Raw genomic sequence first — 26,375 nt, forward strand, 5'->3', positions numbered from 1 at the left:
TTATGGCCTATATGGTCGCCATGAATGGCTGCAATTCATCCTATTCGTCGGGTGCTACATGCTGCTCGACTACAGCTATTTCAAGATTCCGGTCGACCTGTTTGCCAATGTCATCTACTACCACGGCGTGGTGGCGGTTTGCGCCGATTTGATCAACTTTTTCGCCCCGCTGGAACAGGTTTTGGCCAAACAAAATCATCTGCTTTCCGCCAAGGCCGATCTGGAGATCGTGCGCGGCTGTGACGGCGCCGGTGTGTTATTTTTGGTGATTTCCGCCGTTCTGGTGTTTCCGTCCGGATTGAAGCGGAAACTGCTCGGTTTGCTGCTGGGCATCGGTTTGATCTATAGCCTCAATCTACTGCGTATCTCCGCATTATATTTCATCATCGCTTATCATCCGGATTGGTTTCAGCTGATTCATACCTATGTGGCACCGACGTTGATGGTCGTTCTAGGATGCTTCTATTTTGCCTGGTGGGCGTTCGGTTCGACAGATCAAAATCATGAGCCGGCGTGAGCTGTTTTCTCTAACCCTAAAAGGCTTGTTGGCCTGGCTGGTGTTGTCCGGCTTGGTTTTGTATCTTGGAGAATGGCTAGCAAAGGGACTATTCCCCTTGCTTAAGGCTGTGATGATCACGTTGGCTTCCGATCTGGCGCCCGGCTTAAAGCTTGTTAAATCGGCGCAATCTCAACTGGATTACTCGATTGAGTTGTCGGCCTGGGTGCTGCGGCCGATTTATCTGAACTCGAGTCATTACATACAGTCTGGCGGCGAATTGACGTCATCGGCCCATTTGCTGCATAGCTTTGTACCTTTTGTTATCGAAGGTTCGATTCTGCTGGTTTGGCCGGTGCAAAGCTGGCGGCAGCGATTATTGTTGATAGCATTGGGTTTGCTGACGGCTGTATTGGTGGTCATGGCCACTTTACCGGCACTGTTGGTAGGCAAATTGGAAGTCTCCTTTCAAGACATTGCCGAGGCGGGTCAAAATCCACGGCTGGTACCGTGGTTTGTAGACTGGATGGTATTTTGCGAATTGGGCGGCTGCTGGCTGTTGGGGATTGCGGCGGCTTGGTTGTGTATACAAGTTCAGCGTGGGTTGCTGCGGACTTGAAACGACGGTGGTCTTCATCCTGCTAAGCAATGTTCATTTTTTTCGTAGCGGCTAAAATTCGATAGACGGTGGCCTCGCCGATGCTCAATTGACGGGCAATTTTGGTTTTTGCTAAACCGCTCTCAGCGAGTCGTACAACCTCTCGACGTGACGCATCATCCAAAGGCTTACGGCCTTTGTACTTGCCCGCGGCTTTAGCTTTCGCAACACCTTCCCGTTGCCGCTCTAACATCATTTCCCGCTCAAATTGCGCCACACCGCCCAACACGGTCAACATCAGTTTGCCGGTTGGGGTCTGGGTATCCATGCCGAGATTTAGAATCCGTAAGCCGACTGCCTTTTGTTCCAGCGTTTTGATAATGGCCATGAGATCGGCCACTGATCGAGCCAGTCGGTCGAGTTTGGTGGCCACCAGCACATCGCCCTCCCGCGCAAATTCCAAAGCGGCTTCAAGTTGTACGCGGACGGCGACGGAAGACACTTGCTCCTGAAAGATTTTTTTGCACTGGGCCGCTTCGAGTTCCCGCAGTTGTGCTTCAAGACCGGCCATTTGATCGAGTGTTGAGGTTCTGGCGTAGCCGATGATCATTTTTCGCTCACTAGGATTTAAGATATTGTGATAGTGTGTCTATCATAATTCGAAAACGTATCTATTGGTAGGCTTTTAGGGTGGCAGCCGAATCTATCGCAAGGCCAATGCCTATTGATAGACGAGATTCGCCAAAGCTCTATTTTTCAGAGACGGGTATTGCCCAAGAGACTATTGAGAGGAACAGCGACAAAATGACTTCTCGGAATATTTCGTGCCATAACAACCAACAGCAAAGATACAAAACAGCATGGCACGACTGAACATATTAACCCGGGACGAAATCAACGCGCTTTATGCGATACCTACGCTGGATGATGAAGAACGGTCATTTCTGTTCGCCCCGATGCCGAGACATTGCCATACTCGATAGCCTCGAAAACAACACCGCCCGTAAAGTTGACTATATCTTGCAGCTTGGTTATTACCGGGCCGTCAATTATTTTTTCTTGTTCAGCTTCCAAAGGGTGAAGGCGGATATCATTTGCTGCAATAAAGCTAAAGCCTAAACTGAGCTAAAAATTGACTCATGCTAATTAACCTGATCAACAACATCGCATTCCTGATTGCTCTGGTGGCGACTGGGCAGATTCTCCTCAAGCAATTTCATAAGAATGGATTAAATCGCCAAATATCCCTTGGGCTCCTATTCGGCGGGGTGACCCTGCTGGGCATGCTCAACCCGGTGATTTTTGCTTCCGGGCTTATTTTTGATGGTCGATCGATTGTGCTGTCAGTGGCGGGCGTCGTCGGAGGTTCAATCACTGCATCGATAGCGGTGATTATGGCCGCTATTTATCGCTATCAGTTGGGCGGTGTCGGGGCGCCCGCCGGGATTCTGATCGTAGTTCTATCCGCCCTGTTGGGGGGGCTGGCAAGACAATGGTGGTTACAACGCGAAACACCGCCATCCATGCTGCACTATCTGGCCCTGGGTGTGATGGTGCAACTGATTCAGCTAGCCGCATTCACGCAGATTCCCGATCAAGCGGGCTTTCCCTTCATTGAACAAGCCTGGTGGGTACTCTTGCTATTCTATCCCCCGGCCACCATGCTTTTGTGCCTATTCTTTCGTGACCAGGAGAATCAACTGGAGGACCAGCAGGCATTACAAGCCGCGCAGGAAGCGACAATGCGTGAACGATCCATGCTACGCACGCTTATCGACACGCTTCCGGATCTGATCTGGCTGAAAGATATTAACGGCATCTACCTGGCGTGCAATCATCGATTTGAGCAATTTTTCGGCGCATGCGAGCGGGACATCGTTGGTAAGACGGACTACGACTTCGTTAACAAGGCGCTTGCTGATTTCTTCCGGGCCAACGATCTCCGCGCAATGGAAAAGAACGGCCGCTCGGTTAACGAGGAGGAAATCACGTTTGCCTCCGACGGACACAGAGAACTATTGAAAACCACCAAGATTCCGATGCGTGACGAAAAGGGCGAACTTATCGGCATTTTGGGGATTGGCAACGATGTCACCCAGCAAAATAAAGCTGAGCGCGCGCTGGAAAACGGCGAAAAGCAACTGCGCTTTGTGCTTGATGGTGCGGAACTCGGTTTCTGGGATTGGAACATCGCGTCTGATACGGTGTCGCGCAACGAGCGATGGGCCACCATGTTAGGCTATAGTCATGAGGACATCCAACAGACGACCCAGCAATGGACGGATTTTATCCATCCCGATGACCGTAACCGTGCTTGGGATTCTATAAATGCAGTTCTGGAGGGGCGTGCAAATGTCCATCGCCTTGAGTATCGGATGCTGCGTAAGGACGGCAGCATCATCTGGATTCTCGACCAAGCCAGCGTGATGCAGCGCGATGCAGCAGGCAAACCGCTTCGCATGTGTGGCACGCATTCCGATATTACCCCACGCAAGCAGAGTGAAGAAGTGCTCCGGAAGAGCGAAGTAAGGTTCCGTTCTCTGTATAACAACATGACCGAGGGGGTTGCGCTTCATCAAATTGTGCGCGATGAGTCAGGGCAACCGATTGACTATATCATCCTAGATGTTAATCCGGCATTTGAAGCACATACCGAATTGCGTATAAAAGACGTGCTCGGTAAAACTGCCACGCAAGTCTATGGCAGTGCACCCTATCTCGATCAATACGCGAAAGTCGCAACCTCAGGGCAGCCCTTGCAATTCGAGACTTATTTCTCACCTCTCGATAAGACTTTCTCTATTTCTACAGTCTCTACCATTCCGGATCAGTTTGCCACCATCTTCCGAAATATCAGCGAACGCGTCCGACTCGAAAAGGCTCTACGACAAGCCTCGGAACGGTTTCAGGCCATCATCGAGGCGTCACCTATCCCGATGGCGCTTAACGATGACGCATTGAATATCACCTATTTGAATGGCGCATTCATCCGCACGTTTGGCTATACGTTGAGCGACATTCCCTCTACAGCCGACTGGTGGCCTAAGGCCTATCCCGATCCCACTTATCGGGCACAGGTTCAACGGGACTGGCAAGAGCATATCGATGTCGTCTTGCAGCAGGGTGGTAAATTTGAGCCGCTGGAAGTGAAAGTTGTAACCAATTTGGGTGATACCCGTATTGCTTTGGTATCTGCCACTGCGTTACCGGAGGGACTCGATGCAATCCATCTGGTGACGCTAATCGATATTACTGACGTCAAACAATCTGAGAACGCTCTAAGAGTAAGCGAAGAGCGTTTTCGTAAACTCCACGAAAGCCTGAGTGATGCGTATGCTCAAGTAGACATGTCAGGCACGATTACAGATTGGAATCATGCCTTTCAGGAGATGCTCGGCTATTCGAACGAGGAAATGCTTTCTTTGACCTACCAGAAAATTACGCCTGATAAGTGGCATGTCTTTGAATCCAGGATTATTGAGGAACAAGTTATTATCAGTGGCGGATCGGAGGTCTATGAAAAAGAATACATCCGCAACGACGGAACGATCATTCCCGTGGAACTAAAGACTTACCTGCTTAAGGGAGCGAATGGCAATCCCGAGGCAATGTGGGCAATCATTCGGGATATTACAGATCGTAAAAAGATAGAAGAGAATCTTCGCATCGCTGCAGTTACTTTCCAGAGTCATGAGGGCATCATAATCACAGACGCCAATGCGCATATTATTCGCGTCAATAGAGCCTTCGAAGAAATCACGGGCTACGCCGAGGAAGAGGTCATTGGCCAAAATCCACGCATACTAAAGTCTGGTCAACAGGATACCGCCTTCTACCGAGGCCTGTGGGCAGATCTGTCCAAGAACAGTCGATGGTCTGGCGAGATATGGGACAGCCGCAAAAATGGTGAGATCTACCCCATATTTGTAACAATCTCGGCAATAAGGGACGATAATGGCAACATGTTGAATTATGTCAGCGTGTTTACCGACATTAGCCTTCGCAAACAGACTGAAGCGGAAATCCATCAACTCGCCTTCTTCGACCCCCTGACCTGCCTCCCCAATCGCCGTCTATTCCTGGACCGCTTGCGGCAGGCATTGGCGTCCAGCCAACGTAGCGAACGTCACGGGGCATTGCTGATGCTTGATTTAGATCACTTCAAGAAGATCAACGACAGCTTGGGACATGCCGTCGGCGATCAACTGTTGACTGAAGTGGGGCTGCGTCTGAGAGGTGTGGTACGGGAAGGCGATACTGTGGCCCGCTTGGGCGGCGACGAGTTTATTGTCGTTCTTGAGGGATTAGACAACCTGCCGGCGGAGGCTGCCAGCCAAGCCGAGCATTTAGCGAAAAAGATCTTAGCAACGCTGGCACGGCCATATCGACTGGGTCTGCGGGAATACCATAGCTCGGCGAGCATCGGTATCAGCCTATACCTCGGTCATGCCGAGACAGAGAATAATTTGGTCAAACATGCTGATGTGGCGTTATACGAGGCCAAGGCGGCCGGTCGTAACACCATTCGCTTTTATGATCCAAAAACCCAGGTGATATTGGATAATCGCAATGCACTTGAGGCAGATTTACGCCTTGCTCTTGGCAATCAGGAACTTGAGCTCCACTACCAGATGCAAGTTAACAGTCAACGGCACTGTTTGGGTGCGGAAGTGCTGCTGCGTTGGCAGCATCCCACCAGGGGATTTGTGTATCCAGATCAATTCATAGCGCTGGCTGAGGAAACAGGCTTGATTGTCCCCATTGGCTTATGGGTGTTGGAGAGTGCTTGCGCGCAATTGGTTGCTTGGCAGGGGGATCCTCTGACCCGTGACCTGACTTTGGCGGTGAACGTCAGCGTGCGTCAGTTTAGTCAACCTGACTTCGTCGTCCAGGTCCAACAAGTATTACAGGAAAGTGGGGTCAATCCAGCCCGAGTCAAGTTGGAATTGACCGAAAGCATCGTGCTCGATAATGTCGAAGACGCGATCGAAAAAATGCAGCTTTTGCAAGCGTTGGGCGTAGCGTTTTCACTCGATGACTTTGGCACCGGGCAATCGTCGTTATCCTACCTGAGGCGATTGCCACTAGCGCAGATCAAGATCGATAAATCCTTTGTGCGCGACATCGTCACGGACCCAAACGATGCTGCCATCGTCAACACCATTATTGCCATGAGCCAAACCCTGGGCCTGCAGGTCATTGCGGAAGGCGTGGAGACGGAGGCGCAGCTAGACTTCCTGAACAGTCACGGCTGTAATGCGTTCCAGGGTTACCTGTTTGGCAAGCCGATAGCGGTTGACCAGCTTGAGATTGTCTTAATGAATTGGTCCGCGCAATAAGATCAATAAAGGGTTATTTGCATCGTTACAGTGTCCAGAATGCTGTGCGAATTCGTGCATGAAATGTTGTTTAAGAAGCCGGCTCCAAAGGGAATGGCTCTATGCGTTAACGCACTTAGTGATAAATGAGCGCTGCATTGGCAGATTTGCTCGTAGGGTGCGGAAATTTTCATTATTAGTGGTGCATATTACACTCCAAACCAGCCACCCGTTCCAACCCAAAGTCGGCCATCGATTCTAATAAGACTGCGATAGTAAAGAGCTAGGTTATTAAGTCGATATACAAAAATGTACTATGTTTTAAACATCCTCAACCCAAGGGAAACTAGAGACCATTCAAAATGATGCCTATTAACACTCCATAAATCGCCATGCCCAGTACGACACTCTCAAAACCACGAGTTCTTATCATTGATGATATTCCCAACAATGTTGAAGTCTTGGGAGATGCACTAGCGACAGACAATCTGGTTCAATTTGCGACATCAGGGTTGGAAGGCTTGGCGTTGGCGGAATCCTATCTTCCCGATCTCATATTTTTAGACGTGATGATGCCGGGAATGGACGGGTTTGAGGTTTGCAGACGACTAAAATCCAACAATGTCACTCGCCACATCCCGGTTATTTTCGTGACCGCCAAGGATTCGGACGATGATGAGGGAGTTGGGCTAACACTAGGGGCCGTTGATTACATCAAAAAGCCTTTTAACCCAGCGCTGGTCCGGATGCGGGCGAAGAATCATATCGAATTTAAGCGTCGCGCGGACTTGCTCGAGTCCTTCGCGATGATAGATGCGCTAACACATCTATCAAACCGCCGCCGTTTTGACGAACAACTCAAACTCGAATGGAAGCGCAGCCAACGCGAGCGCATACCGCTTTCCGTGCTTATCATGGATATCGACTACTTTAAGCAATTCAATGATCACTATGGGCATGGCGGCGGCGATACCTGCTTGCAAAAAGTGGCTCGCGCGATGAGAAGTGCGTTAAACCGTCCTGCTGATTTACTTGCGCGATACGGCGGTGAAGAATTTATTGCAATCCTGCCCCAAACTGATCAATTGGGCGCCATAGCGACGGGTGAAAGGATGCGCGTTTCCGTTGAATTGTTAAAAATTCCGCATCAACATTCTCTGGTCGCCCCCATAGTGACGATCTCTGTGGGAGTTGCCACACACACGCCAAAAGGAGAAATGACGGATGCCTCGGCATTGTTGCAAGCGGCCGACCAGCAGCTCTATCAGGCAAAATCCAATGGTCGAAATTGTGTGGCGTCGTAATAATTAAATCCGGACCACGACTCAAACAGTTATTGATTACACTAGCCACTTGGCCAGCTCTGCGTGGAATGGATCGGGTAAAACGGGTTTGGCTAAAAACGCATTCATGCCGGCTTCAAAGCAGCGCGCTCGGTCTTCATCAAACGCATTGGCCGATATCGCCAGGATGGGGGTTAGCGCTTTCTCCGGAAGCTGTCGGATGGCTCTGGTAGCATCTAAACCGTTCATGATCGGCATCTGGACATCCATCAAGATCAGAGCATATGGATGTCTTTGGGCTTTGGAAACGGCTTCGGCACCATCACCGGCTGTATCAAATGGCAGTTCGGCATCATCCAGGTACATGCCAAAAATACTTCGATTGATGGAATCATCGTCCACCAACAAAACACGGGGCTTGGGCATTAAGCTCCGCAGCATTTGCACTGCCGGTAGACTCAGGAAATGATCGACGGGTGGTGTGCCTAACTTCAGCGTTAACGCTACCCAAAACGTACTGCCTTTACCCTCTTCGGAAGCCACACCCATTGTGCCACCGATCATTTCAATCAACTTGCGATTGATCGACAGTCCAAGCCCGACGCCGCCATATTGCCGGGTAAGACCGGTATCGGCTTGCTCGAAGGGGGTGAATATCTGCTCCAATTTAGCCGGCTCGATCCCAATACCTGTGTCCTGAACCAAAATTCGAATATCAACCGCCTGTTCAGACCGACTGACGAGCTTGGCCTCTATGGTGACTGACCCTTCGCGGGTAAATTTAATCGCATTGGCGATCAAATTGCGCAATACCTGTTCCAGTTTGAGCGGATCACCGATCAGATGTCGCGGAATGTTGGGATCAATCCGGCTCGAATACCTGAGATTTTTTGCCATCGCTTGATCTTCAGTACTATCATTGACATGCCGAAAAATATCCGCCAGATCAAAATCATCGCTTACCTTAGTCATTCCCCCTGATTCGATTTGCGTAAACTCCAGAATCTCGTTGATCGTATCGGACAGAAGATTGGCGGCCTTGCGAATGCTTGAAAGTTGGTTAACGGCGGCAGGATCTGTGATTTTTTGCAGTAATAAATGACTAAAACCAATGATGGCCGACATCGGGGTACGCAGCTCGTGACTCATCGCATTCAGAAACAGCGTTTTAGCTTTGCTGGCAGCTTCCGCTTGTTTAGCACGCTCTTCGAGTGCGCTATTCAGAGATTGAACTTGCTGGGTACGCTCCTGAACTCTGCTTTCAAGTAGCGTATTGAGTTGTTGAACATCGCGTTCGCGTTGGCGTAAGCTTAAGTGGGTATGAACACGGGCTCGGACTATTTCCGGAATGATAGGTTTGGAAATAAAATCCACCGCACCCACGCTCAACGCTTTCAGTTCATTCTCGATATCGTTATGGGAGGTAACAAAAATAACCGGGATTCTGGCGTTTTCCGGATTGCGGCTTAATTCGGCAAATACCGCATAGCCGTCCATCTCCGGCATCATCACGTCCAACAAGATTAAATCCGGCGCTTTTCTCTTAATTAGATCCAGCCCCTCCGGTCCCGAAGTCGCGAACTGAATGGCATACTCGGCGGATAATATTTCGCCGACCGCTTCGACGTTGTCGAGGATGTCGTCAATAATAAGAATGAGTGGTCGGGATTTAGCGGCAAATTCGCTCATGTGTCATCCTAATGGCTAAGGTTTAGTCCAGCTGGCGCTTAAACGCGTCCAATGCCGATAGCGCATCTTTAAAACGCATTTTTCTAACGAGATCGCTGACCGCAAAGAATGCGGTGGCTAGCGATGTGTTGTCTAACAGCGTATCTATCCGCTCCGCCACTTTCTTGGCGTCCAACATGTTTTCGCTGAGAAATCGCTCCAACGCCAGCAATAAAGGCTGAATTGCCGCCTGGTCTATTTTGACGAGCTTCGGTTGAACAATTGTAGATTCGGAATTCATATCCAACAGTGGCGCTGATTGATGCGCCCTGGGTTTTATCCACTTCAGCAAGCTCTTGGTCAACAGCTCAATATTAAAGGGCTTGGGCACATGGTCATTCATACCCGCTTCCAGGCAGGCTTGTTTGGCATCCGCCATCACCGATGCGGAGATAGCGATGATCGGTAGCTGCTGACCCTCCGGCAGTGCGCGAATCTGCCGAGTTGCTTCATAGCCGTCCATGATGGGCATCTGTACATCCATCAACACCGCATCAAAGGTTTTTCTGCTCACCCAATGGACCGCTTCCAGGCCATTTACCGCCAATGTCACGTTAAGTTGAATTTTTTCCAAAAACATCTGCGCAACCAGCTGATTGGTAGGGCTGTCTTCCACCAACAGAATTTCCGCCCCCCGGATGGTGCCGATCAGTGAGCTTGATTCCAACGTTCGGCTATCGGCCAAGCTATTGGCTTCGACTGTAGCAGCAAGCTGAGGACTAGCGGATTCGAAGCGGGCAGTAAAGGTGAAGGTGCTACCTTGGCCTTCGATACTACTGACGCCAATTTCTCCACCCATCAGTTCCACCAGGCGCCTGGAAATAGACAAGCCCAGACCAGTCCCGCCAAAACGGCGACTAATCGTCGTATCGGCCTGAGTAAACGGCGTAAATAATTGTGCCAGCTGTTCGTGTCGAATACCAATGCCGGTATCGCTAATGCTAAAGCGCAGGATTGCGACATTTGGACTTGCGTCGGGCAAGGGCAATGATTCCACCTTGAGGCTAATGCTGCCTTGTTCGGTGAACTTGATGGCATTGCCGAGCAAATTGTTCAGCACTTGCTCCAAGCGCATGCTGTCACCAATCAAGACTGATGGCAGGTCGGTCGCTAATTCGGCCGTAAACGTGAGGCTTTTTTCCTCCAGCCTGAGCGAGAACAAGAGTGTCGTGTTGTGGATGACGTCCTCTAGTCGAAATGGCGCTTTTTCAAAATGTAAATGGCCCGCTTCGATTTTGGAATAATCCAGAATGTCATTGATTAAACTTAGAAGAGATTTGCTGGCGGCTTGCACCTTACCGAGATAATCGCGTTGCTGCCGCGTCAGTTCGGTATCCAGCACTAACGAAGACAAGCCGATAATGGCATTCATTGGCGTACGGATTTCGTGACTCATATTGGCCAAGAAACTGCTTTTGGCCTGATTGGCTGCTTCCGCGGCTTGCCGGGCTTCGTGCAGGATGTCCTGTTGTTTGATCTCCTCGGAAATATCACGATTGATACCAATTAATCTAGTCTGCTTACCGTCGAAGTCGTATTCAAAGATGGAATCAGGCTTGATATAGCGAATCCGGCCATCAGGTAATACGATTCGAAATACACTTGCAAAGCTGGTTTCGTTAGAAACGGCTACTTTAAGCGCCGCTTCGGTTTCGAGTAAATCATCGGGATGTATGCGAGACCGCCATAGTTCATAACAGATAGCGCTACCGTCGTTGTCTATTCCGTAAAGCTCGTGCATACGATCATCCCACTCAATTTGACCGCTGCTGATATTCCAGGTCCAGACTCCTATCCCTGAGGCTTTGGTAGCCAACTGGAGATATTGCATCGCCTCACGGATTTGCAGCTCCGCTTGCTTGAGCGAGGTAATGTCCTGGACAATACCGATACCGCCAATCAAATTATTCGACGCATCGAAAGTCAATTCGGCCATCCCCTTGATCCACTTTAGTTGACCTTGGACTTCAATACGAAAAACCACTTCGAAAGGAACTCCCTGACAGGCCGCGTGCCACGCGCTTTCCACCACGGCTCGATCGTCGGGGTGGATGGGGGTAAACCAGTCGGCGTAAGCCACTAAACCTTCACCCTTAAAATTAAAAATCCTGCGAGTTTCATCGGAGACCGCAAAATAGTCTGTTGATCCAGCCAATTTCCAGCTGCCGACTTTAGCGACCTTTTGTGCTCGTGCGAGATTTTCCTGGCTTTCTCGAAGCGCCTGTTCGGCCTGCTTACGTTGGGAGATATCGTTTAACACGGCAATGACATACGGTACGCCCTCCAGCATGATCGGACCCAGGCCAATCTCAACCGGAATTTCGACGCCATCGTTTGCCAGCACCGAGACTTCCCGGTTCACGGACATCTGCCGATGTTGCGGGCTTTGGGCATAATCGGCGCGATGCTGCGCATGATTATGACGCTTAACCGAAGGAATCAAATCATCGACTGAGCAACCCAGCAAGGCTTCCGGTGCGCAACGAATCAATTCGCCGGCTTTCTTGTTGGCTTCTTGAATAATACCTTGTTTATCAACCAGTAGCACCGCGATCGGATGACTGGCCAAAATTTGTTTGGCTCGACTTTCACTCATCCGCAGCGCTTCAGTGCGCTCCGCCACCTTCCGTTCCAAACCGGCGTTCAATTCACGCATCGCGGTTTCCAGCGCATGCCGTTCCGAGATGTCGATGACCACACTATGGGTGCACATGAATTTGCCTTCCGCATCGCGCTGAATACGGCAGGCAACGATTACATCGATCAACTGGCCATCTCGTCGATACAGTTGAATTTCGCCATCGATGTTATGGATGGTTTTAAATTGATCATCCGTCGGGGTAAATCCTTCTCGCAATGCTTTGTGCCAGTAGTCGACAAAGTCCAAACCGAGCATTTGTTCCGGCGAGTCGAAGCCCAGTAAATCCGCCATTTTTTGGTTGCAATCTAGCCAACGTCCGTCGATATCCAGGGATTGGTAAGCAACGGGCAAATGTTCAAACAGCTTGCGAAAGCGTTGCTCGCTGTCGCGAAGCAAACTATCGGTTTGCTTGCGCTGGGTAACATCAACACATAGGCCGGCAAACCGTAGTGGCTCGCCGCCTGCGTTGTAACTGGCGTTGCCATAGGTGTCGATCCAGCGAATCGATGCGTCGGGCAGCACAATGCGATACGTCGTGACTAAGGGGTGGTGATCCCGGATGGCTAGGGTAATTTTATCTTCAACCTCTTCCCTATCATCGGGATGCAATACCGAATGCCACGTGTCAAAGCTGGCCGAGGCGGTTTCCGGAGATAAGCCGAACAGTATAAAAAGCGCGTCCGACCATTCCAGTTCGCCACTTTTTATATCCCAACTCCAGGCACCGGCAGTAGCGGATCGCTCGGCTAAGTGGAGAAGGTCCAGGGTTTGTTGCAGGCGTTTTTCTTGCTGTTTACGCTCGGTAATGTCCAATACCATGGCCGAGAAAGTGACTGGAAGCCCTGACTCATCGCGGATTGCCGAAACGGTATTCAAAGCCCAAGAAATTTCGCCATCGGCACGCACATAGCGTTTTTCGATGACAAAGCTTTTGCCGCTGGCCGCCATATGCGCAAACTGGTCCGCGTTATGCTCCCTATCGTCCGGATGCGTAATCGACAACACTTCCCTGCCGAGTAATTGCTCCCGCGTATGGCCGGTAATTGTGCAGTAGCGATCATTGACGAACGTGAGCCTACCGGCAAGATCTGCTTCGGCGATACCGACAATATCCTGATCAACCAAGGCAGCGTAGCGCTGTTCGCTATGAAATTTGGCGGCGATGGCTTGCGCTTCGGCGAGCTGTTTTTCTGTTTCCAGACGTTGGGTGATGTCTTTGATCAAGCACAAATGTCTTGGGCTTTCCCCATTGCTTACTTTGACAGGGGCAATCGTCATGCTGATCCAGACAATTGACTGATCGGGACGGATATAGCGTTTGTTCATCTGAAATCCGTCAATTTCTCCGGCGTTCAGGCGTGTCATATTGTCCAGGTCCGCTTGAATATCGTCTGGATGCGTGATTTGCATCCAATCAATGTCCGTGAGTTGTTCCAACGGCCTGCCGACGATGTCCGCATAGGTTTGGTTGACTTCATACAGATGTCCGGTATGAGAATCGATCAAGGCAGTTCCCAATGGAGACTGTTGAAACATAGCTTTGAAACGGGCTTCGGCAACATGCGTTTTTGCTAAAGCATGTTGCAAATTGCGCTGGGTTTCCAACAATGTGCTGGTGTTACGTTCTAATTGGTGGTGAACCAATGCCATCAAACAGCCGACGATGCAAAACACCGCAACGGCTGCAATATGTATCGATTTACTGAAAGCGAAACTATGTGTAGGTTCGATGAAAAACCAGTTTATCAACAACGCCGAAATGAGAGTCGCCAGCACGCCGCCAACTAAGCCGCCCAATCTGCCGCTAAAAAAAACCGCCGGATAGAATAATAAAAAAACGAATGGCTGGATGACATCCCAGAATAGGATCTGCAGAAAGCAGGCCGCAAACGGCAACAGAATCGAGAGGAATAGTTTTAGCCGCCTTGAGACATTTGGCAATGTGATCATAAGAATACTTCCTGACAGAAGACAGAGACCCGCTACAAACTATCAGTTAGCAACGCCTGGTTGGATGAGTTTAATCGATAGGCTGATTTTTTCAGCGATTCATGTTGGAGAACAGCATTCGCCGAGTGACCGAAATTGGCTAGTCGGCACCAGTGGTGGGTTTCAATTGGAATGCCTGGCCATATTTAAATTGGAATACGCAGACGTAATTGGCTATTTTTGCCGAACCCTCGAAAAGGTAAAAAATTAGCAATATCTAATAGGCTGGCATACAGGCGTATAACCACTGCGATGGCAGGCCAATACCTGACCTTCTGAGGGTGTCCTGAATTTTGTGTAAACGGGATTTAATTACCGATTGGGCATCCGGTCTTCAAACTGAATGCTAAACCGATTCAACGCGGCTTTCCAGTCATGCAATGGCATGGTCCATTTTTTACTGATATTCATCAGGGCCAAATAGAACAATTTCGACAAGGCTTCATCACTGGGAAATGAACCGCGATTCTTGGTGATTTTCCGCAAACTCATGTTGACCGACTCAATGGCATTGGTGGTGTAAATGATGCGGCGTATCTCCGGCGGATAGTCGAAAAAGGGGATGATCCGATCCCAATGACGTCGCCAAATTTGGGCAATGGGAGGGTAGGCCTCGTTCCACTGCACCTCGAACTCAGCCAGCTTCTGCTCCGCCTTGGCGACGGTGGCTGACTGGTAAATCTGCTTGAGATCGGCGGCGATCTGTTTGCGCATTTTCCAGCCGACATAGTTGAGGCTGTTGCGGACCAAATGCACGATGCACAGTTGAACGGCTGTGTGTGGATAGACGGTTTCAATCGCTTCGGGAAAGCCTTTCAAGCCATCGACACAGGCGATGAAGATGTCTTGGACGCCGCGATTTTTCAGGTCTGTCACCACCTGTAACCAGAACTTGGCACCTTCGGTTTGGGCAATCCATAAGCCCAGCACTTCCTTTTCCCCGCTTAGGTTAATTCCAATCGCCAGATAAACGGCCTTGACCCGCACCGCACCGGTATCGCGCACTTTGACGTGGATGCAATCGAGATAAACGATGGGGTAAACCGGGTCGAGCGGTCGCGTTTGCCAGGCTTTCACTTCCTCAATCACGGCGTCCGTCACTGAGGAAATCAAGCTAGACGACACTTCAGTGCCATACAGCTCTTCCAGATGGCTCTGGATTTCCCTGACCGTCAGCCCTCGGGCATAAAGCGAAATAATCTTGTCGTCAAAGCCCGTCCAACGGGATTGGTGTTTGCCAATGATTTGCGGCTCGAACTGACCATGACGATCACGTGGAATCTCAATCGGCAATGCGCCAAAATCACCTTTCAGCGTTTTACGGCTTTTGCCGTTGCGCGTATTCCCCGTAGCATTACTGACAGACTCATGCTTGCCATGCCCCAGATGTTCGGTCATTTCAGCTTCTAAAGCCCGCTCCACCAGCGCCTTGGTGAGTTGTTTCAGCAGGCCATTTTCGCCCAGCAGGTCTTCCGGTTTTTGATAGCCGGACAATAAGGTATCGATTAGGTCGGTTGGGATCGATTTGGGTAAGGTCATAGTTACTCCTCAAAGTAAGGGCAGTTTCCTGCCTAATGACCGTTTACACAAAAATTCTTACACCCTTGACCTTCTTGCTAGGTGGCGACAAACCGCGACGAATAAGCCTTATACGGTGAAGCCACAACAGCACAACACCAAGCCCCACGAAATTGAGCGCGCTCTGGCAAACGACCGTAAGCAACCATCCGTTCCACATTTAAAAAATATACGTCCTGCGGCATCCTGTGATTTTTTGACCAGGAGAAGTAATGGCGATCACATCGAAATGGCGTCATCATATTGAAGCGTGGCAATGCAGTGGTCTATCGCAAGCCGAGTATTGCGCTGAGCAGCAGATTAACGTCCGCACGTTCACGGCGCGGCTGAGCGACTATCGAAAATTATCGGCGACAGCATCGTCTTCACTGATAAAGGCTGCCGCTTCCGGATGGAGTCAGGGGCCTTTCGCACGGCCTTCGAACATGACGTCGCCGTCGGGCGGCACATTCCGCCCAGCAGCAGCCAGGTGGAAGTGACGGAACGCTTTTTCCGCAGTTTGAAGCATGAACAGCTCAACTAGGAGAAATTCAAAACCCAAGCGGCGGGAAAATTAAGCGTGATCGACTATTTGGCTTTTTACAATGGCCGCCGATCACACTCAACATTGGGCTATCAGTCCCCGATCGAATTTGAGCGGGAATTTACGAAAGACGCTGCCTAAACAGGTGTCCGTTTTTTGTTGACCATTACAGTTTGACGTTAATGGGGCTGGTGTGAATGGCATAAAAGATCGGCATTGGCTTCGGCGCTGTGCGCCATTTTTTCTAAATTGGCCAACACTTGAAGACTAGCATCTTCCATTCTTCCTACATCATTAAGCATGGCGTGAGTTTCGTTATTTGCATAAGCCTTTAACGCACTGACGGCCGACTGATGAACAATCTTATGGGGTTGCTCTATATCCCGATAGCCCGGTAGTTGAGAGAAGCAGGCCTGGCCTTCGCCGTTGTAATACCACTTACCCAGCCGACATTGGGTATGTTCAGCAAAATCATGAACCGTTTTCTGTGACAAGTGAAACAGCACTTTGTAAACTTCAAATTTGAAAATGAGATGGTCAATTTTTGCTAACTCACAAAAGCTTCGCAGTGCTGATGCTGCCACCACTTTTTCCATGTTAGATGAAAACTCTAATAACTCGCGCATGGTTTTGGTCGCACGTTGCCCATCCTCGCTGTAGTTTAGAGCTTGCTCAGCGAGATTGGTCATTTTATTACGAGTATTGCTGCTACTATCGCGAATCGATTCGGCCAGATCGGCAATTTTTTGGGTTGCGTCTGCCGTTCTTTTCGCCAATGTTCTCACTTCATCGGCGACTACGGCAAAGCCTCGACCTAAGTCGCCAGCACGCGCCGATTCAATGGACGCATTTAAAGCCAATAGATTAGTTTGATCGGCGATGTCATTAATAAGTTTGACGACACCGATAATTTCTCGAGAGCTTTGATCTAACGATCCAGCTTGATGCGCAGCTTGATTAGAAGTATCAGCCAAGTGGCCCAGATTCTTCGAAATCCGTTCGATGGCATTGCTGCTGGTCAGAGAGATGCCTTGCGCCTCAACAGCAGAATCCTTTTCTTCGCGTAGGCGATTGGCTAGCGACTGTAAACTGCTTTGGGTATTGACCAGAGATTGGCCGAAATTTTGTAAGTGGCCGATCGTTCCCTGTAAATGCTGCTGCTGAATTTCCAGTAAAGCGTTGGCAATTCCAGCATCAGCTAGTGCTTGCCGTAAACTGGCGCTTTCGTGCTCTTGTTGTTGAATCCGAAGATTGGCGTTCAAGAGTTCTTGCCTCGCCTCTTCCAATTGTTGCTTGTACTTGAATATCGAAAACATCTTTTGCCTTTTTTAGCTGTTATGGTAAGTATTTTACAGCAGAGCTATTACTTTCTGAGGCTACCCGAAGATTAATTAGATGAAGGCTAGACTTTTACACTTTAGTGCACCCAACAATATTGACATCCGCATAACGGATAATAATTATGTCACCCTGGTCTGAGTGGAATCGGAACTGGTTGCTGGAATACGCAAAATAGGGGGACGGTAAGGATTCCTTCGTAAATGAGTAACAGGAAGGACAAGAAAAGCAAAATCAAAGCATTGAACCTTGTTTTGATTTTCGCAATGAGTTTTCTTGTGCTATTTCCCGATCAAACGAGTGATTTTTTGACCGCAAGATAAACGCTCGTTTTTCTTGCGGTTGGCATTGCCAAGCCATTAATACCAAGGGTTACAGGGCGACTTTACGCATTTACGAAGAAATCCTTACGGTCGGCCAATAACGCGGAAGCGTCGACAGCCGCCACTCGGCAAGCTTGGGGATCGCAGCATCCAAACCAGTAGGACAGCGCCCGGTCGCAATCAGAAAGCGGAGAAACGCACGCGTGGCCTTTACCCGAATTTTTGCTGTTGCAAGACTACTGCGCTCTGCATACGTCAGGATGAAATTGCGTAACTGATCGGCATTAAACTGCTCAGGGACTTTACCCAAGTGAGTCAGCAAGTCGATCAAATGAGGTCGGTAGTTGGTCAGCGTCGATGGACGAACCCCTCGTTGAATCAGCATCCAGTGTTCAAAAGCATTTAGAAGTTCTGGCTGAGTGGCGACCGGTGGAGCTTCGGATGGCGCCACTAGCCGTTTTGCTTGAAGAAACTCAAGAAATATCTGTGCACCCAGCCAGACTATTGAAAACTGCCCGCCCGAGAGGTAGAGCCGGCTGTGATCTAAAAGGTAGTGGCGGAAGTCATTCAACGCTCTGGGGGATAATAACTGCAAGCTAATGCCATTTGTGTCTGCCCAGGTACCGAGTTGAGACGCCCCTTGAAGCCGATTGCGTATGGTTTCCTGTCGATAACCACGCTCCGCTAGCCAATCGGTGAACTCATCAAGATATGGTCCAGCAGGCCCTGCAAAGTAAGCTGTACAAGTTTTTTGACGTTTGAAATAGGTGGTAAGCATAGCGCCCTCCTTCGAATGGTGTTACAAAGGACGGCAGTAAGAATATGCAGAGACAAACAGAAAAAACGCTGCGACAAGTGACTGTTTTTACTGCGGTTACTGCCGTCTGAGGGCATCATACTCCGCATATTCCTTGACTCTGCATATCCTCGAATATGCCGTGCACAGCATATTCGAGGGGATGGGCAAAAATAGCCCATTAACATTTCGGAATTGGCTCGGGAATTCAAAACCACTCGGCAAACCATTATGCGTATCCGGGAAGCGGCTTTGAAATCACCGCAATCTGAAAATACGGTCCACTCGCCTGGGGAGTAAGTAATGAATCATGTGTATTTGGAACGGCATGATGACAAAGACAACCTGCATCGTTTTTATCAGATATTTGTGGCACCCGGTCTATTTGACGATTAGTCGCTGATCAATGAGTGGGGCGGGGTGGTTCTCCGGGTACGGTGAAGAAGAAATGGTTCGATACCTGTTATAACCTGCAATCATCCAAATCGACTCAGCAATATTGGTCGCGCGTTCTGACAAAGCAGCTTAAACTACACGCTTGACTGATTCACCTTCACAGGAGTCTCTAGATGTCTCTGCCCATGTATCGCTTGCTTAATAGCACATTTCGAATGTCTAGATTCTCCGCTTTTATAATCGGAGCTACTAGTTAACTTTGAACAGATGCCAGACAAGGAAATCCATTGCAATTTCGATTAATCCCTGCATTTCTTGTCTTTCTGGGCTCTTACTTTCCGCTGGCCATCATTCTTGGTTTGCAGGACATAAAGCAAGAGTTTTGGGAAAAAGAGCTTTGCCATAGCTGGCGTAACTGCGTTCTTCCCTCTAGCAATCACCCTTATTTGTCGTTATCGACTATTGCAGTAACACTGCTATGCCTTGCTCTTACGATCATGATATTGCGCCGTTTACGGTACAAGTATCCGCTTACCGTCATTGAATCCAAGCCTATTCCAAGTGAGCTTATAAGCTATAGCTTTCCTTACATTGTTTCCTTCATGGGTGTCGATTATGGATCGGCAGGAAAGATTGCAGGATTGGCGGTTTTTTTGATTTGGCTTTTTCTGATTACTTATCGGGCGGGCCAAATCATAATGAATCCTATCCTTTTGGTCATGGGGTGGAATTTATATGAAGCCAAAGTTTCGATTAATCATCACGAAAGGATAATAAAGCTGTTAAGCACGGAGTCTCCGACTCCAGGCACATATTTTTGTCAAGAGGTTCAGGGGAGTTACATAAGTATGGGGAAAAGAAAGGAATGACTGATTTTTTAGATTGGAAGCAGTTCGATTACGACAACTCGACCGTTCAGCTTTGGGTTTTTAAGAAAAGCTCGACAGCAGTGAAGTTTCGGGCTTGGCACGTAAGAACCGACGAGCAGGTTGAAGACCTTTTTCGTAGCGCGATTAAATCGGCAACTTCGAGAATTTCTGAAACCGTGACTTACACCCACTTATCGCAAAATAACGAAAACAGTTGCTTGACGCATGCACTAGAAGAAAGCGATGGATTAATCGCGTTACTGCAAGTTGTAGATGTTCCCGAAGCCGAAAACACCGACGCGGCACTTAAGCAACTGAAAGGAGCAGTTGGCTATTTGGTCAAATTCCAGAATGGTGATGATACAGTTTACGCCATTAGAAAAACTGCTCCGACATGGCGACCCCGTGTTCGCAACACGATGATTAACGCCATTTTTGTAAACGGCGAGCTGTCTATTGTACCCGAGGAAACTTTTACTTTCGATTCGTATTTTGACTTTTACTGTTTAAACGAGACGATTTTTGTAGCCTCAAAAAAAGCATATGAAAGCACCGTTTCAGATAAGGCTGTGTACAAAAAGAGCTTTGACGATCTAACTGTGGATCCACAATTTCTTTCACTGTTCAGCGACATTGAGCCCCTGAAACAATTTGTGGGTCAAAATGCGATACAACTCAGGAGAATGACGGTTATCCAACAAAAGGCACTGTATACTCGTCCAGATTTCCCTGAAAGCCTAAGGAGAGTAAACACAGGACGCAATTGGGGCATCAATTTCGATGGAAATGGAAAAATTGTTGTTTGCAATCAAACGGCAAGGGTTCTTATGCAAGTGCTGTTAGATCACCGTTTGTTAAGCGAAGTAACCGAAACCATTTATGATGTTCCTGATGCGGAAATTGTGTAGCCAGCATAGATGCATTAGGATCATAGAATGCGCTATCGCGTACCTTTTATGGTACTTGTAATATCAGAATTTAATTATCAGCAAAAAGAGAAAGAAAAATGCCACTTATAAATAAATCTGAACTCAATTACAGATATAGCTGGACTGCTATTCCTGGTGACAACCCTAAAGTTACTGGTGAACCTGACAGTACACGATTTAGCCGTAATGAGGGATACGAAGTACTTTATTTAATTAATAAACTTGCCGAAATATGGGACTTTAAAAAATTGGCTTCTGCACACAAAATCGAAAAAATGATTAAAAACGAACTTCCTTCTGATATTCAAACACAAAAAGGTGTTAAAGATTGGATCAAGGCAAATTGGTAAACAAGAATGGAACTGTGCATCACTGAAATTGTTGATGATGGATATTCTATCGATAAAGAGGTGGTATGGCTGAAATGCCGAACCTCTTCAAATAATATGGTCGCATTCTGGGGCGAGCTAGGCGGACCGAATCGAAACATAGGGTCGTTAAGGCATCAACAACTGCCAGTTTATTTGGAAATCTCGGCTCCGGAGGACTGTATTCCTACGCCATGGGAGAAGTCTGAATTTAATCTATCCCTGAGTGTCCCATCAAATGTCGGGATTTATATCGACCCCGAGCGCTAAACGCCCAGCCCGCGTGAGATGTCTGAATTTTAATTACATTTCATGAACCACTGGCTGGATGCATCGCAACGTAACCTCGTTCCGCTGAGTAAGTCTACGTCGTTTACTGAGGCGTTACGGGAGTGGCTCTTTACCGGAAACGTGTTTGACTACGATGACGAAGACATCGAGTGCGAGCTTTGCGAGCATCCCGATCTTTCACACCACTTCGAGATTCGTAATACTTTGAACGACAATCGTCTGCTTGTCGGTTCGAGCTGCATTCTCAAGTTTTCGGAAATCAATATTCACGACGCTCTTGGGCAAGAAGTTACGGACCCTGACGAACGTAAGTTCTATTTGGAGGATGCGCTTCGAAAAAAGTTGACGGAAATCATGCTTGAACCGCTGCGAGAGCTTTGGCTCAAGGATAAGGAGTACCGCGGGAATATTGAGTCGAAGGCAAGGTACCTGAAGGCCGGAAGCGGTATTTCGCCGCGAGAACTCCTGTTTCTCTTTCGGCGCATGGAGTTCTATAACATTCCTTACACAGCCAAGCGGTATAAAGTCTCCTTGCGTTCTTATTCTGAGCAAAGAGAGCTTCATCAAATGTCGCAGGAGGATCTGCATAAGATCAAACCAGCGTTATCGGCTACCCAAGTAAAGAAGTATGCGCATATCTTAGGGGCGTAGAACGCGTTGAGCGAAAGCGATAAGCATTAAACGAGAAAGATGCGATTCGTACCACATCTTATCCTTCGAAACACACCTAGTTGACAAAATCGCGATTTTGCACAATCATTAGGTTGACAAAATTGGAAATTTGCACAAAAGGTGCCCGATGAAACTTCCTATACACTATAAACCCGACTTAACCAACGAACGCCTTAATATCATTGCCGGCATTCTGTTAGAGGAATACAACAAAACGCTGGACGATCTTAATTCCGACTATGATGGTCCTTATACCTGGGGCTGCACTGCATTTGGCCGTCAGAGGAAGAGACTTATCGATTTAGTTATATCGCAGAAATATACTTGGTTGGAGCTTTCAAACAGCGCAAACGATCTGGTTTTTAAGATCGGCTCTGTTCCGTGCCGCTTTAGCACTGATAATCCTAATAATCCCAAAAAGAACGCAACGCTGATTCCTAACCGTTATCAACAATCGATGATTGATGAAACGGCAAACGACGAGCCGTGCCGGTTCTGTTTTATTTTAGACAAAGGTTATAACGACGACCAGGAACCCAGAGTGGTCTTTTTGGGTTTCGATGCGGCCGATGTCATTAAATGTGAATGGAAATCTGATATTGTCACTACGTTGCATAGCGTTGCTCCGGTTGTTACGCCGAATGCGGTTGAAATCGGTAAGCCTGCCGTTACGCCTAAACGTCCATCGACCGATGGCGATGTCGATCAGGCCGGGGAGAAATGAGCGCGGAGTTTTTGTCTCAAAACCTTCGGCTGGCTAGGCTATTCAATGAACTTTCGTTACAGGAATTGGCTGATGCGGTCGGTAAATCCCGACAATATTTGAGTCGGTTAGAGTCCGGAATTGAACAGCCGACTGAAGGTCTGGCACTGGGCTTAGCGGAAGCTTTGGATGTATTGCCGGGCTTTTTTACGGCGTTGGATGCAATGCCGATTGCCGACGAACAGTGCCATTTTCGTAAGCAACTGACAACGAAGGTGGCTTTACGGCAGGTTGCCCGTGCAAAAGGCGAGATGTTTAAGCGGCTGGTATCTGTCTTGGACCGGAATCTGGATTTTCCGACCTACGGCTTTCTGCATGAGGAGCCTGCTACTCCGGAAGACATCGAGAAAGTTGCCGATGCGTGCCGTGCCAAGTGGGGATTAGGGCTAGGGCCCATTGCTAATATGATCAGGGTGGCTGAGAATGCCGGCGCAGTGTTGATGCATATGGACGGGTTGTCCAACGAAATCGATGCGATTTCTTTTGCAACGCGAAGGCCGGTGATTACGCTGAATGCGGAAGGCAAATCGGCTTGCAGAATCCGGTTCGGCATCGCTCACGAGATTGGGCATTTAACGATGCATGTCGGTGTTCAAACCGGCGACCGTTTGACAGAAAGCCAAGCTAACCGGTTTGCGAGTGCTTTTTTAATGCCAAGAGCTTACTTCATTAAAGAATGTCAGCAGGCGTTTAGGGGCAGTCGTTTTAGCTGGTCTGCGATGTCCGATATCAAGCTAAAGTGGAAGGTTTCCAAAGCTGCCATTTTGTACCGAGGTCGGCAATTGGGTGTGTTTTCCGAAGATCAATACAGGTCTGGTGTTATTTATTTACGCCGGCACAGTCAGGCAATTAAGGAAGATGAAGATGATGCAATTGTTCCGGAGGTACCTGAGATTGTTTACGATGGTTTACTAGTGCTTGAACAGCAATGTGGTATGCCGCGTAGCGCCATTGCACGGGAAATGTTCATAAAACCGAAATTGCTTGATCAATTGTTAGGCGTACAGGAAACGGTGAGTGCGGAGAACGTTGTTAATCTTTTTGGCCAAATAGCTGGCAAAGCTAAACAACATTGTGAATCGTAAGTATCAAAATGTTAATTTTCTCGGCATCAATCGTGAGGCAGAAAATCTACATGCGGTAGCCAAGTAGGGTATGCAATTCGTAGCCTACTTTATTTAAATAACAATCATTCTGCAAAACGGCATAAAAAATTTACCATTAAAATCGGCCATGTTTGCCAGTGTTAGCATTGCGTATGAATAGCTGGCACGCATTATTCTGTATTGTGGCTGGCAAAACACAGGCTCACAGTGGAAAAGTTGTAAGCTGTTTTGCAAGCTCGGCATCAGACTCAGCTTTTTGTTCATTGGCGCATGACCCTTCAAGCTACGACCGAACGATAGGAGCGGTATGAGTCGAGAGATTCACATGTCGTTGCGTGAGAGCGTGTGATTCCCACGCTCTACTCGATCACCTAGGCGACCCTTAACCGAAGGCTTGCTTTGCTATAGCCTTTCAGAACAGAGAAATATCAAAGGACTCTGTTGATGGATTCCCGTAATTCCGCTATTCTATATTTCAGGATTTTTATAAATTGATGCGCCGCCATATCGAATACCAGGAGACGACCTTGTTGAATAAAGTTTCAACTGACGAAAGCTCGGATACACCGGAAAACAGTCCAACTCAGGCATTGGTGGATTCTGAAAATACAGACGGACGCCAACCGCTTGTACCACTCAGTTTCAAAGTAACGAAAGAATTCAAAAAAAGATACCAGCAGGCAGCATTGAATGCTGATATGAAACTGATAGAGCTTTTATCGGAAATGTTGGATGACTGGGAAAAAAAGGGGAAAACAACACAATGAAGCAGTCATGATTTCAGGGATGGCTCTGAACTTCACAGATTTTGGAGCAGGCGCAATTTCACCACTCAGGGAAATGGGCGCTTATGAAGCGCTGTGGGATGAGAAAGGCGCAACCTTCAAAACTATTTCTGAGAAATTCTCAGCAGCTCCCGGCGCTGTGCCTTCAGATTTTGTCCCAGCACCCAAGGCCATTGAATATGCTGATTTTGTCATGAAGCGTTTTCAGAATGCCATGATCAAGAGCTTTGGGATTCGCGTTCATGGTGCTGGAGAATACCCTGAAAAACTTCGTGATGCCGTCTATCCGATTGAATTGTTGTATTACCAGGGCTGGTGGGATTTAGTACAATCCCGCAGCGTTGCAGTTGTTGGTACCCGCAAACCAACAAAAGAAGGCTTGGCAAGAACCCGTAAGCTGGTCCGCCATCTGGTAGAAGACGAATTCACAATCGTGTCCGGCCTGGCAATGGGCATTGATACCGAGGCTCACACCACAGCTATAAATGCTAACGGCCGCACTATAGCCGTGATCGGAACGCCACTGACACACAATTACCCGAAAGAGAATGCTGATCTGCAACGTCTTATTGCTGAGAAGTTTCTCCTCATCAGCCAGGTACCTTTGCGGCGCTATGAAAATCAGGATTATCGCTCTAACAGGACATTTTTCCCGGAACGAAACATCACGATGTCGGCGCTGACAGAAGCTACCATCATTGTCGAAGCGGGAGAAACATCCGGAACCTTGATTCAGGCGCGGGCCGCGTTGAAACAAGGCAGAAAACTATTCATTCTCGATAGCTGTTTTCAGAACAAGACGCTGACATGGCCGCAAAAATACGCTGAACAAGGTGCTATTCGGGTAAAGGATTACAATGACATCAAACAGCACCTTTCCACAAAGACTGACTGAAATCGATGATCTGACGCGGCCGGATCACTATTACCTTACTGCTGACGACACCTGTTATTTTCTTGGTGAATATACGGCAAGGGAAGGGTATGCGTTCAGCGCCACTAACAGCCTGATCATCAATTTCAAAAAATCGGTTGATAAACGCGGTACAACCCAATGGCGATATAAAGACCTCGCTATCCAACAGAGCGCGATAGCATTAAGGAATTCCATCAATCCCGAAGCCTTGAACAACGTAACACTGGTTCCAATCCCACCTTCCAAGGCAAAAGATTATCCTCTCTATGATGATCGTCTGCTTCGGATGCTGAAATTGATCAGACCCTTGCCGCCCCTCGATATCCGCGAATTGATTGTTCAAAACACAAGCACGCTGGCCGCGCATGACAGTGATAGCAGACCCAGGCCAGAAGACCTTGAAAATCTTTACGAGATTGATCAGTCCCTTGTCACCCCGCAACCACAGCTCATTGCTGTATTCGATGACGTACTGACAACTGGCTCTCATTTCAAAGCAGCTCAATCTCTGATACAGAAAACATTCCCTGGAGTTCGTATTATCGGGGTCTTTATAGCGAGGAGGGCGCCGGGAACTATGGACTTCAACGATATTTTTGGAAATATAGAATAATCCTGAATCAGCAATGAATTGTATAAAAATTATGGTTTTGTCACACAACACGGATT

General features: G+C 48.4%; 22 protein-coding genes and 1 pseudogene. 17 read left to right on the top strand and 6 right to left on the bottom strand.

Annotation, left to right across the window (positions count from 1 at the left end; translation table 11 throughout):
* Positions 1-58: 58 nt before the first annotated feature.
* On the top strand, positions 59-517 hold the full coding sequence (gene xrtM / locus ACH50O_RS23060; protein WP_446812267.1) for an exosortase family protein XrtM: 459 nt from the start codon (positions 59-61) through the stop codon (positions 515-517).
* Positions 504-1,115, top strand: a complete 612-nt coding sequence (locus ACH50O_RS23065; protein WP_446812268.1) for a hypothetical protein — start codon at positions 504-506, stop codon at positions 1,113-1,115. Before xrtM ends, ACH50O_RS23065 begins: the two co-directional genes overlap by 14 nt.
* Positions 1,116-1,137: 22 nt before the next feature.
* Here the strand turns inward: ACH50O_RS23065 and ACH50O_RS23070 are convergent, their stop codons facing one another.
* Entirely contained in the window at positions 1,138-1,704 is a 567-nt protein-coding gene (locus tag ACH50O_RS23070) for a recombinase family protein (RefSeq protein ID WP_446812269.1), read from the bottom strand.
* A gap of 250 nt (positions 1,705-1,954) precedes the next feature.
* On the opposite strand from ACH50O_RS23070, the pseudogene ACH50O_RS23075 reads away from it, so the two are divergent.
* The 3 genes and pseudogenes from ACH50O_RS23075 to ACH50O_RS23085 all read left to right on the top strand — a co-directional run.
* A pseudogene (locus ACH50O_RS23075) lies at positions 1,955-2,183 on the top strand (DUF4158 domain-containing protein); the annotation flags it as partial.
* Positions 2,184-2,233: 50 nt separating this feature from the next.
* A complete protein-coding gene (locus ACH50O_RS23080) occupies positions 2,234-6,433 on the top strand; it encodes a PAS domain S-box protein (RefSeq protein WP_446812270.1) in 4,200 nt (1,399 codons plus the stop codon).
* Positions 6,434-6,804: 371 nt separating this feature from the next.
* On the top strand, positions 6,805-7,716 hold the full coding sequence (locus ACH50O_RS23085) for a diguanylate cyclase domain-containing protein (RefSeq protein ID WP_446812271.1): 912 nt from the start codon (positions 6,805-6,807) through the stop codon (positions 7,714-7,716).
* Between the two features lie 36 nt (positions 7,717-7,752).
* Here ACH50O_RS23085 and ACH50O_RS23090 read toward each other — a convergent pair whose 3' ends face one another.
* The 3 genes from ACH50O_RS23090 to ACH50O_RS23100 form a co-directional block, all read right to left on the bottom strand.
* Positions 7,753-9,384, bottom strand: a complete 1,632-nt coding sequence (locus ACH50O_RS23090) for a response regulator (RefSeq protein ID WP_446812272.1) — start codon at positions 9,382-9,384, stop codon at positions 7,753-7,755.
* 22 nt (positions 9,385-9,406) lie between these two features.
* Positions 9,407-14,014, bottom strand: a complete 4,608-nt coding sequence (locus ACH50O_RS23095) for a PAS domain S-box protein (RefSeq protein ID WP_446812273.1) — start codon at positions 14,012-14,014, stop codon at positions 9,407-9,409.
* A 351-nt stretch (positions 14,015-14,365) separates the two neighbouring features.
* Positions 14,366-15,592 carry an IS256 family transposase gene (locus ACH50O_RS23100; RefSeq protein WP_446809007.1) on the bottom strand — a complete coding sequence of 409 codons (1,227 nt, stop codon included), beginning with the start codon at positions 15,590-15,592 and terminating at the stop codon, positions 14,366-14,368.
* Positions 15,593-15,843: 251 nt separating this feature from the next.
* Between ACH50O_RS23100 and tnpA the strand changes: the two genes are divergently transcribed.
* Together tnpA and ACH50O_RS23110 are read left to right on the top strand one after the other, a co-directional pair.
* Entirely contained in the window at positions 15,844-16,110 is a 267-nt protein-coding gene (tnpA, locus tag ACH50O_RS23105; protein WP_446812274.1) for an IS66 family insertion sequence element accessory protein TnpA, read from the top strand.
* 80 nt (positions 16,111-16,190) lie between these two features.
* Positions 16,191-16,295: an IS3 family transposase gene (locus ACH50O_RS23110; protein ID WP_446812275.1), complete on the top strand. Its 105-nt coding sequence runs from the start codon at positions 16,191-16,193 to the stop codon at positions 16,293-16,295.
* Positions 16,296-16,333: 38 nt separating this feature from the next.
* Here ACH50O_RS23110 and ACH50O_RS23115 read toward each other — a convergent pair whose 3' ends face one another.
* Together ACH50O_RS23115 and ACH50O_RS23120 are read right to left on the bottom strand one after the other, a co-directional pair.
* A complete protein-coding gene (locus tag ACH50O_RS23115) occupies positions 16,334-17,416 on the bottom strand; it encodes a methyl-accepting chemotaxis protein (RefSeq protein WP_446812276.1) in 1,083 nt (360 codons plus the stop codon).
* A 469-nt stretch (positions 17,417-17,885) separates the two neighbouring features.
* The gene (locus tag ACH50O_RS23120) at positions 17,886-18,593 is read right to left on the bottom strand and encodes a site-specific integrase (protein ID WP_446812277.1); all 708 of its coding nucleotides are present in this window, start codon (positions 18,591-18,593) and stop codon (positions 17,886-17,888) included.
* A gap of 701 nt (positions 18,594-19,294) precedes the next feature.
* On the opposite strand from ACH50O_RS23120, the gene ACH50O_RS23125 reads away from it, so the two are divergent.
* From ACH50O_RS23125 to ACH50O_RS23170, 10 genes are all read left to right on the top strand, one after another.
* Positions 19,295-19,876: a hypothetical protein gene (locus ACH50O_RS23125; protein ID WP_256611976.1), complete on the top strand. Its 582-nt coding sequence runs from the start codon at positions 19,295-19,297 to the stop codon at positions 19,874-19,876.
* Positions 19,873-20,784 carry a Kiwa anti-phage protein KwaB-like domain-containing protein gene (locus ACH50O_RS23130; protein ID WP_446812278.1) on the top strand — a complete coding sequence of 304 codons (912 nt, stop codon included), beginning with the start codon at positions 19,873-19,875 and terminating at the stop codon, positions 20,782-20,784. The genes ACH50O_RS23125 and ACH50O_RS23130 overlap by 4 nt, the downstream gene beginning before the upstream one ends.
* 98 nt (positions 20,785-20,882) lie before the next feature.
* Positions 20,883-21,155 (top strand): hypothetical protein, encoded by a 273-nt coding sequence (locus ACH50O_RS23135; protein WP_256611974.1) that lies wholly within the window; start codon positions 20,883-20,885, stop codon positions 21,153-21,155.
* Between the two features lie 6 nt (positions 21,156-21,161).
* Entirely contained in the window at positions 21,162-21,443 is a 282-nt protein-coding gene (locus ACH50O_RS23140) for a hypothetical protein (protein ID WP_256611973.1), read from the top strand.
* A 42-nt stretch (positions 21,444-21,485) separates the two neighbouring features.
* A complete protein-coding gene (locus tag ACH50O_RS23145; RefSeq protein WP_256611972.1) occupies positions 21,486-22,115 on the top strand; it encodes a hypothetical protein in 630 nt (209 codons plus the stop codon).
* Positions 22,116-22,263: 148 nt separating this feature from the next.
* Positions 22,264-22,860, top strand: a complete 597-nt coding sequence (locus tag ACH50O_RS23150; protein WP_446812279.1) for a hypothetical protein — start codon at positions 22,264-22,266, stop codon at positions 22,858-22,860.
* A complete protein-coding gene (locus ACH50O_RS23155; RefSeq protein WP_256611970.1) occupies positions 22,857-23,984 on the top strand; it encodes an XRE family transcriptional regulator in 1,128 nt (375 codons plus the stop codon). The genes ACH50O_RS23150 and ACH50O_RS23155 overlap by 4 nt, the downstream gene beginning before the upstream one ends.
* 548 nt (positions 23,985-24,532) lie before the next feature.
* Positions 24,533-24,772, top strand: a complete 240-nt coding sequence (locus tag ACH50O_RS23160) for a hypothetical protein (RefSeq protein ID WP_446812280.1) — start codon at positions 24,533-24,535, stop codon at positions 24,770-24,772.
* Between the two features lie 19 nt (positions 24,773-24,791).
* Complete coding sequence (locus ACH50O_RS23165) at positions 24,792-25,685, top strand: DNA-processing protein DprA (RefSeq protein ID WP_446812283.1); 894 nt, start codon at positions 24,792-24,794, stop codon at positions 25,683-25,685.
* Positions 25,648-26,319, top strand: coding sequence for a hypothetical protein (locus tag ACH50O_RS23170; protein WP_446812281.1), 672 nt, complete (start codon positions 25,648-25,650; stop codon positions 26,317-26,319). The genes ACH50O_RS23165 and ACH50O_RS23170 overlap by 38 nt, the downstream gene beginning before the upstream one ends.
* The last annotated feature ends 56 nt before the right edge of the window (positions 26,320-26,375 follow it).

Source organism: Methylomonas sp. 2BW1-5-20, from assembly GCF_052474515.1.

What these genes read in the sequence shown, in the direction of transcription:
- xrtM (WP_446812267.1), top strand. Translation starts at nt 59, where the DNA reads ATGCTGCTCGACTACAGCTATTTCAAGATTCCGGTCGACCTGTTTGCC.
- ACH50O_RS23065 (WP_446812268.1), top strand. Translation starts at nt 504, where the DNA reads ATGAGCCGGCGTGAGCTGTTTTCTCTAACCCTAAAAGGCTTGTTGGCC.
- ACH50O_RS23070 (WP_446812269.1), bottom strand. Translation starts at nt 1,704, where the DNA reads ATGATCATCGGCTACGCCAGAACCTCAACACTCGATCAAATGGCCGGT.
- ACH50O_RS23080 (WP_446812270.1), top strand. Translation starts at nt 2,234, where the DNA reads ATGCTAATTAACCTGATCAACAACATCGCATTCCTGATTGCTCTGGTG.
- ACH50O_RS23085 (WP_446812271.1), top strand. Translation starts at nt 6,805, where the DNA reads ATGCCCAGTACGACACTCTCAAAACCACGAGTTCTTATCATTGATGAT.
- ACH50O_RS23090 (WP_446812272.1), bottom strand. Translation starts at nt 9,384, where the DNA reads ATGAGCGAATTTGCCGCTAAATCCCGACCACTCATTCTTATTATTGAC.
- ACH50O_RS23095 (WP_446812273.1), bottom strand. Translation starts at nt 14,014, where the DNA reads ATGATCACATTGCCAAATGTCTCAAGGCGGCTAAAACTATTCCTCTCG.
- ACH50O_RS23100 (WP_446809007.1), bottom strand. Translation starts at nt 15,592, where the DNA reads ATGACCTTACCCAAATCGATCCCAACCGACCTAATCGATACCTTATTG.
- tnpA (WP_446812274.1), top strand. Translation starts at nt 15,844, where the DNA reads ATGGCGATCACATCGAAATGGCGTCATCATATTGAAGCGTGGCAATGC.
- ACH50O_RS23120 (WP_446812277.1), bottom strand. Translation starts at nt 18,593, where the DNA reads ATGCTTACCACCTATTTCAAACGTCAAAAAACTTGTACAGCTTACTTT.
- ACH50O_RS23130 (WP_446812278.1), top strand. Translation starts at nt 19,873, where the DNA reads ATGACTGATTTTTTAGATTGGAAGCAGTTCGATTACGACAACTCGACC.
- ACH50O_RS23135 (WP_256611974.1), top strand. Translation starts at nt 20,883, where the DNA reads ATGCCACTTATAAATAAATCTGAACTCAATTACAGATATAGCTGGACT.
- ACH50O_RS23140 (WP_256611973.1), top strand. Translation starts at nt 21,162, where the DNA reads ATGGAACTGTGCATCACTGAAATTGTTGATGATGGATATTCTATCGAT.
- ACH50O_RS23145 (WP_256611972.1), top strand. Translation starts at nt 21,486, where the DNA reads ATGAACCACTGGCTGGATGCATCGCAACGTAACCTCGTTCCGCTGAGT.
- ACH50O_RS23150 (WP_446812279.1), top strand. Translation starts at nt 22,264, where the DNA reads ATGAAACTTCCTATACACTATAAACCCGACTTAACCAACGAACGCCTT.
- ACH50O_RS23155 (WP_256611970.1), top strand. Translation starts at nt 22,857, where the DNA reads ATGAGCGCGGAGTTTTTGTCTCAAAACCTTCGGCTGGCTAGGCTATTC.
- ACH50O_RS23165 (WP_446812283.1), top strand. Translation starts at nt 24,792, where the DNA reads ATGGCTCTGAACTTCACAGATTTTGGAGCAGGCGCAATTTCACCACTC.
- ACH50O_RS23170 (WP_446812281.1), top strand. Translation starts at nt 25,648, where the DNA reads ATGACATCAAACAGCACCTTTCCACAAAGACTGACTGAAATCGATGAT.